Origin of the sequence: Halobacterium sp. DL1 (genome assembly GCA_000230955.3) — an archaeon.
GTDB lineage: Archaea > Halobacteriota > Halobacteria > Halobacteriales > Halobacteriaceae > Halobacterium.
In genome coordinates this window covers 1678726-1694329 of sequence record CP007060.1, presented here as the reverse complement: position 1 = coordinate 1694329, position 15604 = coordinate 1678726, and the positions used below count along the sequence as shown (strand labels likewise).

Here is a 15604-nt window from a genome sequence, read left to right as displayed (position 1 = left end):
CTGTCGTCTACTAGGGTGAAAAGTGTCCGGATAACTCAAAGACTCGCAGTACTCCCGGCTCCAGTCAGTTGGGTTTCCCTGTCAGGGTTCGAGAACGACCTTCCCGGTGGTCTCGCGGTTCTCCAGTGCCCGGTGGGCGTCGGCGGCGTCCGCGAGGTCGAACGTCTGGCCGACCACGACTTCGAGGACGTCGTCGCGGAGCAGCGCGGAGAGTTCGGGAACGGCCTCGTAGATTCGCTCGGGGTCGCGCTCCATCGCCTGGCCGAGGTGGAACCCTTCGACGGACTTGTTGCCGAACAGCAGCGTCGCCGTGTCGACGGTGCCGGGCTCTCCCGAGGCTGCACCGTAGGCGACGACGCGGCCGAAGTGCGAGAGCGCGTCGACGCTCTCCCGGAACGTCTCGCCGCCCACGCCGTCGAGGACGAGGTCGATGCCTGCGCCGTCGGTCAGGTCGTCGGTGACGTCGGCGAAGTCGACCTCCGTGTAGTTGATGGGGTGGTCGCAGCCGAGTCGCTCGGCGAGCGCTAGTTTCTCCTCGGTGCTCGCCGTGCCGAACACCTCCGCGCCGTGGTGGTCGGCTAGCTGGACAGCCGCGGTGCCGACCCCGCCCGCGGCGGCGTGGACGAGGACGGATTCGTCGGCGTCGAGTTCGCCCCAGTCGTGGAGGCAGTGGTGGGCGGTGAGGAACTGGACTGGGAAGCCCGCAGCCTCCGCGAACGACATCGACTCAGGGACGTCGAACAGCGCGAGCGCGGGTGCCGTGACGTACTCCGCGTAGGCGCCACGGCCGACCATCGCGACGACGCGCTCGCCGACCTCACGTTCCGCGCCGTCGCCGACGGCGGCGATGGTTCCCGCGGCCTCCATCCCCGGAACGTACGAGGGCTGGGGGCCGCCGTGGTAGTGGCCGCGGCGCTGCATCACGTCCGCGAAGTTCACGCCCGCCGCCTCGACGTCGATCAGTACCTCGCCTGGGCCGGGTTCGGGTCGCTCGTGCTCGACGCGCGTCAGCACCTCGTCGTCGCCGAACTCGGTGACCTCGATTGCTTGCATGGCTTGTCGTAGGCGGGCCACTCGCAAAAAGGCGGGTCAAACCCCGGGAAACGGGACTCGGGTTCCCTCAGCGTTCCGGGGCGAGCGCCTGCATCGTCGCGTCGATGACCTCGCGGTCGGCCGCTCGCGGGAAGGAGACGGCGACGGCGTCGAGACCGTCGATGTCCGCGAACTCGTCATAGCGCTCTTTGACCTCCTCGGGCGTCCCCACGGCGGCCAGCGCGTCGAGCAGGTCGTCGCTCACGGTGCCCACCGCGCGCTTGTGTTCGCCCTCTTGCCACGCGTCGTGGATGGCGTGGGCCTGCTTCTCGTACCCCTGTCGGGCGAGCGCGTTCCGGTAGAAGTCCCCCATCCCGCCGACGTAGAACGCGAGGTGCTGGCGCGCGAGGTTGCGCGCGGCGTCCGCGTCCGGAAGCGCACAGCACGGCAGCACGAACGTCGTCCGCACGTCCTCAGGGTCGCGGTCGCCGAGTTCGGCGCCCGTCCGCAGGTCGCCGAGACGCTCGGCGAACCCCTCGCGGGTGAACATCAGCGCGTGCCAGCCGTCCGCGAACCGGCCCGCGAGTTCCACGGCCTTCGGTCCCATCCCGGTGACGTCTATCTCGGGCGCCGGCTCCGGGGCGTCCTGGCGGAGTCGGAACCCCCGGGTCTGGACCAGGTCGCCGTCGTAGTCGACCTGCTCGCCCGAGAGCACCTGCCGGACGACCTCGACGTACTCGCGTGTACGCCGGAGCGGTCGCTCGAAGGATTCGCCGTGCCACCCCTCGATGACCGCGGGCCCGCTCGGCCCGAGGCCGAGGCGGAACCGACCGTCGGAGTGTTCGTCGAGCGTCGCGGCCGTCTGGCCCACGAGCGCGGGACTGCGAGAGTACGTGTTCACGATGCTCGTCCCGATGCCGATATCCTCGGTGCGGTCGGCGAGCGCGGCCAGCGTCGTGGCCGCGTCCCGGCCCCACGTCTCTGGGAACCACGCCCGGTCGTAGCCGAGTTCTTCCGCGCGGACGCCGATGTCGAGTACGTCGTCGAGGGATTCCTGGGCGGCGACCGGGAGGTGGACCGTGCGGTCGGTCACTGCGACGGCACCTCCTCGCCCTGCGGGACGCCACCAGCAGTCACCGTCTCGCCCACGACGAAGGAGGCTGCCGGACTCGCGAGGAACCGCGCCACGTCCGATATCTCCTCGCTGACGCCGATGCGTCGGTCGACCTCCTCGCGGTCGATGTCGTCGGCGGAGACGCCCATCTGGGACGCCAGGCCGGGCGTCGCGACGAACCCGGGTGCGATGCAGTTCACGCGCACCCCTTTCCCTGCCCACTCCATCGCCAGCGTCTTCGTGAGGTTGATGACGCCGGCCTTCGCGGCGGAGTAGTGGCTCATGTACGGCGCGCCGCTCTGGCCCGCGACACTCGCGAGGTTGACGACACTCCCGCCGCCGTCCTGCAGGTGCTCCGCGGCGGCCTGCGTGCAGTGGTAGGTGCCGGTGAGGTTGATCTCCACGATGGTCTTCCAGCCGTTCGGTGAGATGTCGTCGAAGCCGGCGACGAAACTCGCGCCCGCGTTGTTCACGAGGACGTCGAGGCCACCGAACTCCCCGACCGTCGCGTCCACCAGCGCGTCCACGGCGTCGCGGTCGGTGACGTCGCACTCCACGGCGAGCGCGGCCCCGCCGTCGTCGCGGATGCCCTCCGCGACGGGGTCGACGTTCTCCTGCTCGCGCGAGCAGACGACGACGTTCGCGCCGTCCGCGGCGAACTGCTCGGCGATGGACCGCCCGATGCCACTCGACGCGCCCGTGACGATTGCCGTGCCGGACACGGAGAATCGGTCTGTCATGGGGCGAACTTCGCCACCGCTCCGCATAAAACTGTGTCAACGACTGACAACGTGCGCCGGGTTTCGACCGCTGCAGCCAGCGGCCGTCGCCCGTCAGCCGGTCACTCCGCGTCGGTGAGTTCGAACTTCTTGACCTTCCCGGTGGTCGTGCGCGGCAGTTCCTCGACGAACTCCACCTCGCGTGGGTGTTTGTACTCCGCGAGTCGCTCTAGGCAGAACTGCTTGAGTTCGTCCTCGGTGACGTCGGCGTCGGGCGTCTTCACGACGAACGCCTTCACCGTCTCGCCGCGCCGGTCGTCCGGGATGCCGACCACGGCGACGTCGGCGACCGCCTCATGCTCGAACAGTAGTTCCTCCACTTCGCGCGGGTAGACGTTGTAGCCCGCGGTGTTGATCATGTGCTTCTTCCGGTCGACGACGTAGAAGTAGCCGTCCTCGTCGTGGTAGCCCAGGTCGCCCGTGTGGAACCAGCGCCGCCCCTCGTGCTCGGAGAACGCCTCGCGGTTGGCCTCCGGGAGTCCGGAGTAGCCCTGCATCACGTTCGGCCCGGAGACGACGAGTTCGCCGGTTATCTCGTCGATGTCCACCTCGTCCTCGTCGACGGGTCCTTCCGGTATCGCCTCGACCTCCTCGAAGTCGCCGGTGACGATCTTGGCGTGGACGCCGTCCAGCGGTTTGCCGATGGAGCCGACGCGGCGCCCCCACTTCGGGCTGTTGAAGTGGGTGACCGGGCTGGTCTCCGTGAGCCCGTACCCCTCGTAGAGCTTCACCGGGTAGAGCTCCTCGAACTTCCGGAGCACCTCGACGGGGATGCCGGAGCCGCCGACGCCACAGAGCCGGAGCGACGAGAGGTCGAACTCCTCGGCGTTCGGCTGGTTGATGACGTCGTTGTACATCGCGGGGACACCGTGCATCAGCGTGAGCTCCGCCTCCTCGACGAGCGTCATCGCCTCCTGAACGTCCCACTGGGGCAGCGGGTAGTACGCTCCGCCGCCGAACAGCGTCGCGTTCATCACCACTGTCATCCCGTAGATGTGGAACAGCGGCAGCACGCCGAGCTGCCGGTCGCCCGGGGTGATGCCGTCCGGGATGATGTCGACGGACTGCTGGGCGTTCGACGCGAGGTTGTGGTGGGTGAGTTCGACGCCCTTCGGTTGCCCCGTGGTCCCGGAGGTGTAGGGCTGGACCGCCACGTCGTCGTCTGCGCGCTCGGCGACGCTGTCGTCGCCGTCGGTGAGGAATTCTCGGAACGGCGTCCCCGCGTCGGCCTCGCCGCCGACCGTGACGACCTGCTCGACCCCGGTGTCGTCGCGTACCTGCTGGACGAACGGCACGAGGTCCGCGAGCGCGACAACGGTGGTCGCCCCGGAGTCCTCGAGCAGGTGACTGATTTCGCGGCTCTTGTACTGGGGGTTCATCGGGACGACCACGCAGCCGGCCCGGAGCGCCCCGTGGAACGCCACGACGAACTGCGGTAGATTCGGCAGGTAGATGGCGACCCTGTCCCCGGGTTCGGCGCCGTGCTCGCGCAGGGCGGCGGCGAACTGGCCGGTCTGGGCCCAGAACTCCCGGTAGGAGACCGTCTGGTCCCGGAAGACCAGCGCCGGCTCCTCGGGGTGGTCCGCGACGACTGACTCGACGTTCGTGACGAGGTTCGTCATGTGTCAACCGATATCACGGTGCCCTCGGGCAAGAAACTTTGCGTCGTGGTGGCCTCGGTGGGCTTAAGCGGGCAGACACCGCACGCCGATACATGACGGCGTTCGACGCGGACGACGCGCAAGCGTTCATCCAGTCCTACGTTGACGACCACGGCTTCCTTTCCTTCCTCGACCTCCAGGTGGAGGACGTCGAGTCGGGCGAGATGACGCTGCGCATCCCCTACCACGAGAAACTCGCGAACCACGGCGCCGGTCGCGGCAACGTCCACGGCGGCATCGCCGCGACCATCATCGACACCGCGGGTGGCCTCGCCGTCCGCACGTCACTCGACAACCCAGTCGAGGCGGGCGTCGCGACCATCGACCTGAACGTCTCCTACCTCCGCCCCGCTCGCGGCGACCTCGTCGCGGAAGCCGAGGTGGTGCGCGTCGGCTCGACGGTCGGCGTCGCCGAGGTCGAGGTCACCGCCGAGGACGACGACGGCGACGAGAAGGAGGTCGCGGTCGGCCGCGGGTCGTTCCGCGTCTTCCAGTCGGACTGACCGGGGTTATACGGCGGTGGCAACCCCACCCACGGACATGGAACTGTTCTGGCACCGCCGGGACCTCCGCACCGCGGACAACCTGGGGCTCGCCGCGGCCGCGGATGCGGGCGACGTGGTCCCGGTCTTCTGCTTCGACGACGCTGTCCTCGACCACGCCGCACCGTCCAGGATGGCGTTCATGCTGGACGCCCTCGCCGCGCTCCGCGAGCGCTACCGGGAACTCGGCGGCGACCTGCTCGTGCGCCACGGCGACCCCTCCGCCGTCCTCCCAGACCTCGCTCGCGAGTTCGGCGCCGACCGCGTCGTCTGGAACCACGACTACTCGGGGCTGGCCCGCGAGCGCGACGAGGCGGTGCGCGCGGCCCTCGACGACCAGGGCACCGCCCACGAGCAGGTCCACGACGCCGTCCTCCACGAACCGGGCGCGATCCGGACGAACGCTGGCGACCCGTACTCCGTGTACACGTACTTCTGGAAGAAGTGGCGCGACCGGGAGAAGGCCGACCCGGCGCCGGAGCCAGAACCCGACGCCGTCGCCGACGTGACGGGCGACGAACTACCGGACGCGGCGACCCTCGGCTTCGAGGAACCGGACGCCGAGATTCCGGCTGCCGGGACCGATGCGGCCCGGGAGCGACTCGAAGCGTTCTGCGAGCGGGACGTCTTTCGCTACGAGGACGCGCGAGACTACCCCGCCGAGCGCGCGACGTCCCGGCTCTCGGCGGACCTCAAGTTCGGCACGCTCGGCGTCCGGGAACTGTACGAACGGACCGAGCAGGCGATGACCGACGCCGACGACGATGACGAACGCGCGAGCGTCGAAGAGTTCCAGGGGCAACTCGCCTGGCGGGAGTTCTACGCGCAGGTGCTGTACTTCAACCCGGAGGTAGTCACGGAGAACTTCAAGGAGTACGCCCAGCCCATCGAGTGGCGGGACGACCCCACGGAACTCCGCGCGTGGAAGGACGGCGAGACGGGCTACCCCATCGTGGACGCCGGGATGCGACAGCTCAGAGACGAGGCGTACGTGCACAACCGCGTCCGGATGCTCGTCGCCGCGTTCCTCACGAAAGACCTGCTGGTGGACTGGCGCGAGGGGTACGCCCATTTCCGCGAGCACCTCGTCGACCACGACACGGCCAACGACACCGGCGGCTGGCAGTGGGCCGCCTCGACAGGCACCGACGCCCAGCCGTACTTCCGGGTGTTCAACCCGACGACGCAGGGCGAGCGCTACGACCCGGACGCGGAGTTCGTCAAGCGGTACGTCCCCGAGTTGCGTGACGTTCCGCCCGCGAAAATCCACGCGTGGCCTGACCTCTCGCCCGAGGAGCGCGACGAACTCGCCCCGGACTACCCGGCCCCCATCGTCGACCACGCGGAGCGCCGCGAGGAAGCCATCGCAACGTTCGAGCGGGCGCGCGGCGACGCGGACTGACCCGAACGGTCATCCTAACCACAGGTAAGAAAGCCGTACAGTTCGTACAACCCTCATTACAAATGTCGGCGCTTGGCATCGCTCTCGCATACCCAGCCTCCACCGCCGCCGACTCCTCGAATCGCTGGGTCTCGCCGCCGGTGGCGCGCTCGTCCCGCCGACCGTCGAGGCTGCGCCGACCGACCGGAGCACTGCCAGGGGCGCACCCGACCGCGAGGCGTTCCCGCAGGGCGTCGCGAGCGGCGACCCGACGCCCTCCGGCGCCGTCGTCTGGACGCGTCTCAGCCCGTCCGCTCACAGCGACGGCGATTCGGTGTCGCTGACGGTCGCCCGGGACGAGGATTTCCAGTTCCCCATCGGCTTCTACGACGCCGGCACTACGGGCGCGGACCGCGACTACACCGTGAAAGCCGACCTCGACGGCCGACTGGACGCGAACCGGACGTACTGGTACCGGTTCGAGCACGACGGCCGCGTCTCGCCGGCCGGCCGCCTGCGGACACTGCCGGAACCGGGCTCGTCGCCGGACAGCGTCTCCTTCGCGCTCTGCACGTGCCAGGACTACCGCAACGGCTACTACGGCGCGTACCGCCACGTCGCCGACGACGACGTGGACTTCCTCCTCCACCTCGGCGACTTCGTCTACGAGCACGGTGGGCCCTCGGAGTACGCCGGCCGCGACATCAACCTGCCGAGCGGGAACGCGGTCGCGAGCGGGCTCTCGGACTTCCGCCACCTCCACCGCACGTACCGCACAGACCGCGCGCTCCAGGCCGCACTCGCCGCGCACACCGCCATCACCACGTGGGACGACCACGAGATCGTCAACGACCGGTTCTACAGCTACCGGGACGGCCGGCCGTACGCCGGCGACGACGCACACCCACGAAACGACGACGACGCGTTCATGCGGTCGCTGTTCGCAGCCGGCATCAGGGCCTGGTGGGAGTACACGCCCGCACGGGTTCGATACGACCCGGACGCCGACGTGGTGGATTCTCTGGGGCTCTACCGGTCGTTCCAGTTCGGCGACCTCCTCGACCTCGTGGTGACCGACGAGCGCCTGTTCCGGTCCGCGCCACCCCAGAGCGAACTGCCGACGCCGCTCGCGACTTCGCTCGCCGACCAGCCGAGTGGGCCGGGGGGCACGCCAACCGTTCTCGGCGAGCGCCAGCGGTCGTGGTTCGCCGACGAGGTCGGCAGCTCGGAGGCGACCTGGACCGCGTGGGCGAACGAAATCGTCCACATGGACCTCGACGTCGACGTGCGCGGCGCGGCGGCGTACAGCGCGGACTCGTGGGCGGGCTACGAGGAGGAGCGTGCGTCTGTCGCCCGCGACCTCGCGGCTACGGAGAACGCGGTCGCGCTCACCGGCGACCTGCACTCTTGCGCCGTGGGCCACCTCCACCCGACCTACGACGACGCCTCGGAGCCGGTCGGCGTGGAGTTCGTGGTGCCAGCGGTGTCGAGCGCGAACCTCCAGGAGACGCTTGACCTACCCACCAGCGACCTGGCGGCGGCGTTGCTCGGGCGGGCCGCCCGCCAGGAGAACCCCCACGTGTCGTTCTTCGACAGCCACCACTGGGGGTACGCGACCGTCGAGTTCACCCCCGAGGAAGCGACCTACACGGCCTACGCTGTGCCCAAGTCCGTGCCCGCGGGGGACGCCTCTCGCGAGCTTCTGACCAGGTACCGGGTACCGGCGGGCAGCGACGTCCTCCAGCGCCGCGATTAACTCCTCAGGTCCGCGTCACCTGCGTCCACAGGACGACGGCCGCGACGACGGTCACGCCGGCGACGAGCGTCCACGCCGCGTCGTAGCCCTGGAGGTCGACAACGAGTCCGAACAGCGGCGGTGCGGCCAGCCCACCGAGGTTGAGCGCGGTCTGGCCGCCGGCGGTCGCCGCACCGACCTCGTCGTCGTCGACGATGGCGGTCATGGTCGCGTAGTAGACGCCCGGGAACCCGAGGATGAAGAGTCCGAGCAGCGGGAAGGCAGCGGCGGCCGCCAGCGGCGCGTCCGCGACGACGATGCCGAGGAAGCAGACGGCCGAGAGCGCGGCCTGTGCGGTCAACACGAGCGCAGGGCCGCGGACCGGCGGCCCGCGGATGCGGTCGGCGAGTTCACCGCCGACCAGCCGACCCGCGCTCCCGGTGACCTGCACGCCCGCGAGCACCGCGCCCGCGAACCCGGCGGCGACGCGGACGGATTCAGTGAGGTGGAGGACGACGTACCCAGTGGTCGTGAACACTGCTGCGCCGAGGAAGAACCCGGCGGTGACGAGGCCGCGGTACGCGCGGTCGTCGAGCAGCCCCCGGACGTCCGGCAGCGAGAGCGTCTCCGACCCCGTCGTCCCCTCGTAGCCGAGCGCGAACGCGCCGGCGACAGCGACGGCGATGGCCGCGACGACGAGGAAGCCGCCGCGCCAGCCGAACTGGGTCGCCGCGATGCCCGTGATGAGCACCGCGCCGAGTCCCGAACCCGCGGTGACGCCGACCTGCTTGACGTTCATCGCGAGGTTGCGGCGCCCCTTCGGCGCGGCGACGACGATAGCGCGGTTCGTCGCCGGCATCGCGCTGGCGTAGGCGAGTCCGAGTACGACGAGCGCGACGAGCAGGAGCGGGAACGTCGTGGCGTACGCGACGCCCACCGCGCCGACGGCCATCCCGAGCAGGCCGACGACCATCACCGGGTGTTCGCCGTAGCCGTCGACGGCCGCGCCCGCACCGAACAACAACGCGGTGTACCCGAACATGATGGCGGTGATGGCGACGCCCGTCATCGCCCGAGAGACGCCGAACGTGTCGCGGACGAACGCCGTCGCCGCGAAGATGGCGTAGAACGCGAGGCTCGCGGTGAGCTGCCAGCCGGTCACGAGCCCGACACTACGCCACGATTTCATGCACGAGTCATCTCTTCGTATGTCAATTGCTACCCTTCCAAACCACACGCAGACGGCGGCTCTTGCCGGTTCTCTCGTGGTAGTCGTTGTCGTGAACCCCACCAAGATTTAACACGATACGTCGTGTTGTACACCCTGGTGATAGCACAATGAGTCAGCACGAACTTCCGCCGCTTCCATACGACTACGACGCGCTCGAACCTCACATCAGCGAACAGGTGCTCACGTGGCATCACGACACCCACCACCAGGGGTACGTCAACGGCCTGAACGCCGCCGAGGGGACGCTCGCGGAGAACCGCGAGTCCGGAGAGTACGGCTCCACGGCCGGCGCGCTGGGCAGCGTCACCCACAACGGCAGTGGCCACTACCTCCACACGATGTTCTGGGAGAACATGAGCGAGAACGGCGGCGGCGAGCCGTCCGGTGAACTCGCCGACCGTATCGAGGAGGACTTCGGCTCTTACGAGGGCTGGAAGGGCGAGTTCAAGGCCGCGGCCTCGGCCGCTGGTGGCTGGGCGCTCCTCGTCTACGACCCGGTGTCCAAGCAGCTGCGCAACCTGGCCGTAGACAAGCACGACCAGGGCGCGCTCTGGGGTTCGCACCCGATTCTGGCGCTGGACGTCTGGGAGCACTCCTACTACTACGACTACGGCCCGAAGCGCGGCGACTTCATCGACGCCTTCTTCGAGGTCGTCGACTGGGACGACGTCGCCGAGAACTACCAGAAGACGGTCTCGAACCACGAGTAGCCGCGCCGACCTCCCGTTTTCTTTCGCGTCACTCCGTAGCCACAGGTGCGAGCGCGTCAGCGCCGTACGTCTCGCCGAGTTCCCAGATAGCGTCGGTCAGCGCGCCGAAGTCGTAGTTCGTGCCGTCAGAGTCCACGCCGACGACGACGCCGACCTGCGTCTCGTCGCCGACGAACGTGCGGAACAGCTCCCACGTGTCGAATCCCCGGTGGGTGTACCGGAAGTCGGAGTAGTGGAGGAGGTTGTACGTCTGGCGGGTGACGAAACCGTACCGCTCGTTGTCGAGGAACTTCTCGACGTCGATGTCGGAGACGCGTTCGGCTACGTCGGCCCTGAGGTACAGCGACTCCTGTGTACGTTCGTCGAGCACCCAGACGTCCCTGAGATTCTCGCCGAGTTCGGCCTGGAGCGTGGAGACGAGCGCCGACTTGGCCTCGTTGCGGTCCGACGAGGGTTGTGTGTCGTTGCCTGTCATGCAATCCCCTTGCTCGTGAATTGGTTGACGCTCGTAAAAACGTTCGCCCACCATCGGGGACTTTTTGCTCACACCGCTCGCAGTAGCCGTATGCCAGTCCCGAAGGACGAGTTCGACTCGCTGTACCCCTGTGACTTCTACACGCCCGCGGAACTGCTTGACGAGGACAAACTGTACACGGTGTACGAGATTGCGCGTCTCCTGCAGGACCTCGACGCCGACGAGGACATCGGCCAGGACGTCGAGAACGTGCTGCTCGACTGGGCGATCCCGTGGGTGATGTTCCACAGTGAGGACCTGGTCGTCGCCGAACCACGCGACGACGACGAACCGGGCTTCTACGGCGTCGACACCTAGAACTGGGCCGCCCGCGCGGCGAGTTCGAGTTCGGCGTAGGCGTCCTCGGTGACGCTCGGCCCGTGGCCCGGATGCATCTCCCGGAGGTTCTGGTCGACCGTGTCGCGGACGCGGTCGATACTCTCCCAGAGCGTCCGCCGGTCGCCGCCGGGGAGGTCCGTGCGCCCGAAACTCCCGTTCTGGAAGACGAGGTCAGCGGAGAACAGCACGCCCGCGTCCGCCGAGTAGAAACAGAGGTGGTGTGGCTCGTGGCCGGGGGTGTGGAGCACCTCGTACTCGTGGTCGCCGAAGGTCACTCTGTCGCCGTCCGCGAGTTCGTGGTCGACGCAGTCGTCGTCCGCGTCGAAGCCCCACGCGTCCACGTCGAAGGTGTTCTTCACGACCTCCACGTTGCCGACGTGGTCCGGGTGGGGGTGCGTGACGACGACGGCGTCGAGGTCACTCACGTGTCTCCGGATGCGGGAGACGACGTCGTAGTTCGCGCCGGTGTCGACGAGGACGGGCCGCTCGCCGGGAACGAGGAACGCGTTGCTCGTGAACGCGTCGACGCCCGCGGAGAGATTCGTGACCATGCCCTCGCTACGACGGCCGCGACTTAGACGTTTCTGGCCGATTTCGGCGGGGACGGCCGCGACCTATCGCGGCGCCCCAACGAGCACGAGCTCCGAGTAGTGGTCCCGGTTCCGGATCTGGCGCTCCTCGTCCGGGTCGATGCGGATGGCCTCGCGCTCCTCCAGTGGCACCGTCTCCGTGCCGAAGTCGATGTCCACGCCGCCGGTGACGACGTAGTACACCTCCTCCTGGTCGTCGGCCGAGTGGTCGTGGGCCATCCCCTCCGAACCGGGCTCCATGGCGTAGACGGTGAACGCCACCTCGTCGGTACCCAGGGCGTCCTTCAGTTGGAACATCTCCGCTCGCGCGTCGTCTGGGAGCAACGATTCGGCGTCCGCGAGGTTCTGCTTCTGGTACGGCATGTGTGCTAGTACCTGCCAGTCCCACTTCGGGTTGGCGGCAGGGTCGGAGCGTTTTTGGTGACGCGGCGGACACTCATCGGCAGTATGCGAGTGCGCCTCCTCGAAGCAACCGACAACCCGGAGGAACTCATCTGCCGGGGGGCACGAAACGACTACAAGAGCGACTGGGTCGGTGACGAGTCCTTCGACGAGGCGATGGCCGGCGTCGAGGGCGACACCATCGACGAACAGACGGCAAACTTCCTCGCGAAGCTCCTCAAGCGCGGCCACTACGGCCCGTTCGAACACCCGAGCGCGACGTTCGCCATCGAGGGGATGAGCCGGTCCTGCATGGCACAGCTCACCCGCCACCGCCACGCCAGCTTCGACGTCCAGTCGATGCGCTACGTCGCGTTCGACGACGTCGACCCGGCGGACGTCGAGGACGGCGAGATGGTCGTCACGCCGCCGTCGGCCATCGACCCCGACTGGGTCGGCCGCAACCAGAAGAACAGCGACGTCGACGACGACACCATCGAGAAGCGCGAAGCGGTCTTCCGCTCCTCGGTCAGGCGGTCGGTCGAGGAGTACCAGGAACTGCTCGACCTGGGCATGCCCCCCGAGGACGCCCGGTTCGTCCTCCCCATCGGCACGGAGGTGAACGTCGTCGTCACGCTCAACCCGCGCTCGCTGATGCACGTCGCGGACATGCGCGCGGCCGCCGACGCCCAGTGGGAGATCCGGGAGCTCACCGAGGAGCTACTCGACATCGCCGCGGAGTGGTGTCCGCACACGTTCGACTACTACGAGTCGGAGATGAAACACCGCAAGAACCGGCTCGCGCCCTGACAGCGAGACGCCCAGCCACCAATTCTCGGAACAGCCCGGGCGAACTCGGTCGAACTCTAGAGAGAGTCTGCAGAGAGCCGAGTGGGAGTTCGTCCGGAGTTTGAGAAATCACTATTCAGTGATACGTCCACGGTACGAACGAGATGTCAGACGACACGACCCGACGGCGGTTCGTCACTGGCGCAACGACCCTCGGCGTCGCGGCCCTGGCCGGGTGCACGGATATCGTGGACCGCGGTGGCAGCGACGACACGACGACCGGGGAAATGATGACGACGACGGAGGATGGCATGACTACGACCGAAGAGGGGATGAACGACGGTGACGACATGGACGACACCACGGAGGACGAGATGATGTCCACGATGCTCACCGTCTGCGTCCGGAACGTCTCCGACAGGTCGACCCTCCAGACGATGGACGGCGGCAAAGCCGTCCCGCTCTCTCCCGCGGCCTACGCCGTCCACGAGGGCGACAACCCGCTGTTCGCGCCCGGAGCGGCCGCCAGCACGGGACTGGAACGGCTCGCCGAGGACGGGTCGCCGACCGCACTCGTCGAGGAAGTCTCGATGGAGACGAGTGACGCGACGGTCGACTCGGTGGCCGTGCCGAAAGACGCCGACGAACCCGCGCCCATCGGTCCAGGCGAGTCCTACGAGTTCACCGTCGAAGCGGCCGCGGGTAAGCGCCTCTCGCTGGCGACGATGTTCGTCCAGTCGAACGACCTGTTCTACGCCCCCGGGACGGACGGCGTCCCGCTGTACGAGGACGGTGAACCGGTCACGGGCGACGTGACCGACCAGTTCACGCTCTGGGACGCGGGCACCGAGCAGAACCAGGAGCCGGGAACCGGGGGCGACCAGGCCCCGCGGCAGATGGAGGCCGACTCCGGACCGAGCGAGGACGCCACCGTCCGCAACGTCATGTCCGTCGACGACGGGTTCGACTACCCCGCGACCGGTGACGTCCTCGAGGTCACCGTTACGGTCGACTCGATGGAGGCCTGAGCCTGTGACCGAACAGCCTCTCAGCGTCCGTCGCGCCGCGGCCCGCCGCCTCCCGGGCGCAGCCACGGTGATCGTCTCCCTGTTCGCGGGGCTCGCTGGGCTCGCCGCCTCGTACGCCGTCGCGGGGTTCACCCCCTCGTTCGTCGCCGGACCCATCGCCAGCCTGCTGAGTCGCGAGATGCCCGCGGCGGTCGTCAGGTTCGCGATTCTCGTCCTCGGCGATCTCGGCGAGACGCTCAACCTGGTGGCGGCGCTCGCCCTCGCTTGGTTCCTGCTGACGCTCGCCGCCTCCGTCGGACTGGCCGCCGGCCGGCGCGCCCGGTCGCGGGTCGTCGCCCCGGTGGTCGGCGCCGCTTCGACTGGGCTGCTGTCCGTCGTCCTCACTGGCGCCCTCCTCCCCGCCTTTGCGACCGGCGCAGCCGTCAGCGTGGTGATCGCTGCGACGACGCTCTCGGCGGACGGCCGGACGCCGGACGTCGCCGCGGACAGGCGCCGCATCCTCGGCGGCGTGGCGAGTGCGGTCACGGTCACGCTGGCCGGCTTCCTCCTCGGGTCGGGCCGCGACTCCGACACCACCGTGGCACCGCTCGAGGTGGACCGCAGCCTCGAATCCGAGACCGAGAGCCTGCTCGGTACGGCCGAGACACAGTCCCTCGACGTGGCGGGGCTGGAGCCCCTGGTCAGCGACAGCTTCTACGAGGTCGACATCAACTCGGTGAACCCGGACCGGAGCGCCGACTCCTGGGAGCTGTCGGTCACCGGCGCTGTCGAGGAGGAGCGGACGTACACGTACGACGACGTGACGTCGATGGACGCCGAGAACCAGTTCGTCTCCCTGCGCTGCGTCGGCGAGGGGCTCAACGGCCGGAAACTCGACAACGCGCTCTGGCAGGGCGTGCCGATTATGGACCTCGTCGAACCCGCGGTACCCACCGAGGGCTGTTGCGTGATGCTGCGCGCGGCGGACGGGTTCTACGAGGAGTTCCCGCTGTCCGCCCTTGAGGACGGCTTCCTCGCATTCGGCATGAACGGCGAGGCGCTCCCCCGCGGGCACGGCTACCCGGCGCGCGCCCTGATTCCCGGGCACTGGGGCGAGATCAACGTCAAGTGGCTCACGGAGATCGAGATCCTGGAGACCGAGGAGGACGGCTACTGGGAGGAGCGCGGCTGGCACGGGACCGGGCCGGTGAACACTGTCGCCAAACTCCACGTCGAGAACGACCTCGAGGACGGCCGCAAGCAGGTGGCCGGCCACGCCTACGCCGGGACGCGCGGTATCGAGCGCGTCGAGGTGTCGACCGATGGCGGCGACTCGTGGGCGGACGCGCGCCTCTCGGGACCGCTGCCCGGCGAGGACGTCTGGCGCCAGTGGGCCTACGAGTACGACCCACCGGAGCGCTCCCACGAGGTCGTCGTCCGCGCCACCGACGGCACCGGCACGCTCCAGCCACGCGAGGAGGAGTCGCCGTACCCGAGCGGGGCCTCCGGGTGGGTGTCGAAGTCCGTCGACCCCTGAGTTGGGTCCCCCGTCGCAAGCCCGTCCCCCCCGCCGCTCCGACCCGTCAGACCGTGGCACACGGGCGGCGAGACGAAACCGTTATTTGTACACCCAGGCTACGGAGGAGTGTCGCGCTCCGTTGGTGTAGTCCGGCCAATCATCTTGCCCTCTCACGGCAAGGACTAGGGTTCAAATCCCTGACGGAGCACTCTTCTGCGGAACGTACCCCGGGACGATACTGCTGGGGATCGCCAAGGAATCACGACGCTTAACACGCCTA

General features: G+C 68.6%; 16 protein-coding genes and 1 tRNA gene. 9 read left to right on the top strand and 8 right to left on the bottom strand.

The annotated features are described in order from the left end of the window. Positions 1-81 precede the first annotated feature (81 nt). The 4 genes from HALDL1_10465 to HALDL1_10450 all read right to left on the bottom strand — a co-directional run bounded on the left by HALDL1_10465 (position 82) and on the right by HALDL1_10450 (position 4547). Complete coding sequence (locus tag HALDL1_10465) at positions 82-1053, bottom strand: NADPH:quinone reductase (GenBank protein AHG03978.1); 972 nt, start codon at positions 1051-1053, stop codon at positions 82-84. A 67-nt stretch (positions 1054-1120) separates the two neighbouring features. Next, the gene (locus HALDL1_10460; GenBank protein ID AHG03977.1) at positions 1121-2125 is read right to left on the bottom strand and encodes an oxidoreductase; all 1005 of its coding nucleotides are present in this window, start codon (positions 2123-2125) and stop codon (positions 1121-1123) included. Continuing rightward, positions 2122-2886 (bottom strand): 3-oxoacyl-ACP reductase, encoded by a 765-nt coding sequence (locus HALDL1_10455; protein AHG03976.1) that lies wholly within the window; start codon positions 2884-2886, stop codon positions 2122-2124. The genes HALDL1_10460 and HALDL1_10455 overlap by 4 nt, the downstream gene beginning before the upstream one ends. Positions 2887-2987: 101 nt before the next feature. Beyond that, the gene (locus HALDL1_10450; GenBank protein ID AHG03975.1) at positions 2988-4547 is read right to left on the bottom strand and encodes an AMP-dependent synthetase and ligase; all 1560 of its coding nucleotides are present in this window, start codon (positions 4545-4547) and stop codon (positions 2988-2990) included. 92 nt (positions 4548-4639) lie between these two features. On the opposite strand from HALDL1_10450, the gene HALDL1_10445 reads away from it, so the two are divergent. From HALDL1_10445 to HALDL1_10435, 3 genes are all read left to right on the top strand, one after another. Continuing rightward, on the top strand, positions 4640-5089 hold the full coding sequence (locus HALDL1_10445) for an esterase (protein ID AHG03974.1): 450 nt from the start codon (positions 4640-4642) through the stop codon (positions 5087-5089). A gap of 37 nt (positions 5090-5126) precedes the next feature. After that, positions 5127-6530, top strand: coding sequence for a deoxyribodipyrimidine photo-lyase (locus tag HALDL1_10440; protein ID AHG03973.1), 1404 nt, complete (start codon positions 5127-5129; stop codon positions 6528-6530). A gap of 313 nt (positions 6531-6843) precedes the next feature. Continuing rightward, positions 6844-8265, top strand: coding sequence for an alkaline phosphatase (locus tag HALDL1_10435; GenBank protein AHG03972.1), 1422 nt, complete (start codon positions 6844-6846; stop codon positions 8263-8265). Between the two features lie 4 nt (positions 8266-8269). On the opposite strand, the gene HALDL1_10430 is transcribed toward HALDL1_10435, so the two are convergent. Beyond that, positions 8270-9481, bottom strand: coding sequence for an MFS transporter (locus HALDL1_10430; GenBank protein ID AHG03971.1), 1212 nt, complete (start codon positions 9479-9481; stop codon positions 8270-8272). Between the two features lie 101 nt (positions 9482-9582). Between HALDL1_10430 and HALDL1_10425 the strand changes: the two genes are divergently transcribed. Next, the gene (locus HALDL1_10425) at positions 9583-10185 is read left to right on the top strand and encodes a superoxide dismutase (GenBank protein AHG03970.1); all 603 of its coding nucleotides are present in this window, start codon (positions 9583-9585) and stop codon (positions 10183-10185) included. Positions 10186-10213: 28 nt separating this feature from the next. Here HALDL1_10425 and HALDL1_10420 read toward each other — a convergent pair whose 3' ends face one another. Continuing rightward, positions 10214-10660 (bottom strand): hypothetical protein, encoded by a 447-nt coding sequence (locus HALDL1_10420; GenBank protein AHG03969.1) that lies wholly within the window; start codon positions 10658-10660, stop codon positions 10214-10216. 90 nt (positions 10661-10750) lie between these two features. On the opposite strand from HALDL1_10420, the gene HALDL1_10415 reads away from it, so the two are divergent. Next, positions 10751-11017, top strand: a complete 267-nt coding sequence (locus HALDL1_10415; protein ID AHG03968.1) for a hypothetical protein — start codon at positions 10751-10753, stop codon at positions 11015-11017. On the opposite strand, the gene HALDL1_10410 is transcribed toward HALDL1_10415, so the two are convergent. Together HALDL1_10410 and HALDL1_10405 are read right to left on the bottom strand one after the other, a co-directional pair. Next, positions 11014-11589, bottom strand: coding sequence for a flavoprotein (locus tag HALDL1_10410; protein ID AHG03967.1), 576 nt, complete (start codon positions 11587-11589; stop codon positions 11014-11016). The genes HALDL1_10415 and HALDL1_10410 overlap by 4 nt on opposite strands. Before the next feature lie 63 nt (positions 11590-11652). After that, on the bottom strand, positions 11653-11991 hold the full coding sequence (locus HALDL1_10405; GenBank protein ID AHG03966.1) for a cupin: 339 nt from the start codon (positions 11989-11991) through the stop codon (positions 11653-11655). 84 nt (positions 11992-12075) lie between these two features. Here HALDL1_10405 and HALDL1_10400 point away from each other — a divergent pair, with 84 nt between their 5' ends. The 4 genes from HALDL1_10400 (at position 12076) to HALDL1_10385 (ending at position 15532) form a co-directional block, all read left to right on the top strand. After that, on the top strand, positions 12076-12819 hold the full coding sequence (locus tag HALDL1_10400; GenBank protein AHG03965.1) for a thymidylate synthase: 744 nt from the start codon (positions 12076-12078) through the stop codon (positions 12817-12819). A gap of 143 nt (positions 12820-12962) precedes the next feature. Beyond that, positions 12963-13826 carry a hypothetical protein gene (locus HALDL1_10395; protein ID AHG05285.1) on the top strand — a complete coding sequence of 288 codons (864 nt, stop codon included), beginning with the start codon at positions 12963-12965 and terminating at the stop codon, positions 13824-13826. A gap of 4 nt (positions 13827-13830) precedes the next feature. Further along, positions 13831-15342 (top strand): sulfite oxidase, encoded by a 1512-nt coding sequence (locus HALDL1_10390; protein AHG03964.1) that lies wholly within the window; start codon positions 13831-13833, stop codon positions 15340-15342. 115 nt (positions 15343-15457) lie between these two features. Beyond that, a tRNA-Glu gene (locus tag HALDL1_10385) sits at positions 15458-15532 on the top strand. Positions 15533-15604 lie beyond the last annotated feature (72 nt).

Bases quoted from the DNA above. Each gene is read 5' to 3' on its own strand.
- HALDL1_10420 (AHG03969.1), bottom strand. From the start codon at position 10,660: ATGACAGGCAACGACACACAACCCTCGTCGGACCGCAACGAGGCCAAG.
- HALDL1_10405 (AHG03966.1), bottom strand. From the start codon at position 11,991: ATGCCGTACCAGAAGCAGAACCTCGCGGACGCCGAATCGTTGCTCCCA.
- HALDL1_10445 (AHG03974.1), top strand. From the start codon at position 4,640: ATGACGGCGTTCGACGCGGACGACGCGCAAGCGTTCATCCAGTCCTAC.
- HALDL1_10450 (AHG03975.1), bottom strand. From the start codon at position 4,547: ATGACGAACCTCGTCACGAACGTCGAGTCAGTCGTCGCGGACCACCCC.
- HALDL1_10425 (AHG03970.1), top strand. From the start codon at position 9,583: ATGAGTCAGCACGAACTTCCGCCGCTTCCATACGACTACGACGCGCTC.
- HALDL1_10465 (AHG03978.1), bottom strand. From the start codon at position 1,053: ATGCAAGCAATCGAGGTCACCGAGTTCGGCGACGACGAGGTGCTGACG.
- HALDL1_10455 (AHG03976.1), bottom strand. From the start codon at position 2,886: ATGACAGACCGATTCTCCGTGTCCGGCACGGCAATCGTCACGGGCGCG.
- HALDL1_10395 (AHG05285.1), top strand. From the start codon at position 12,963: ATGTCAGACGACACGACCCGACGGCGGTTCGTCACTGGCGCAACGACC.
- HALDL1_10415 (AHG03968.1), top strand. From the start codon at position 10,751: ATGCCAGTCCCGAAGGACGAGTTCGACTCGCTGTACCCCTGTGACTTC.
- HALDL1_10410 (AHG03967.1), bottom strand. From the start codon at position 11,589: ATGGTCACGAATCTCTCCGCGGGCGTCGACGCGTTCACGAGCAACGCG.
- HALDL1_10400 (AHG03965.1), top strand. From the start codon at position 12,076: ATGCGAGTGCGCCTCCTCGAAGCAACCGACAACCCGGAGGAACTCATC.
- HALDL1_10440 (AHG03973.1), top strand. From the start codon at position 5,127: ATGGAACTGTTCTGGCACCGCCGGGACCTCCGCACCGCGGACAACCTG.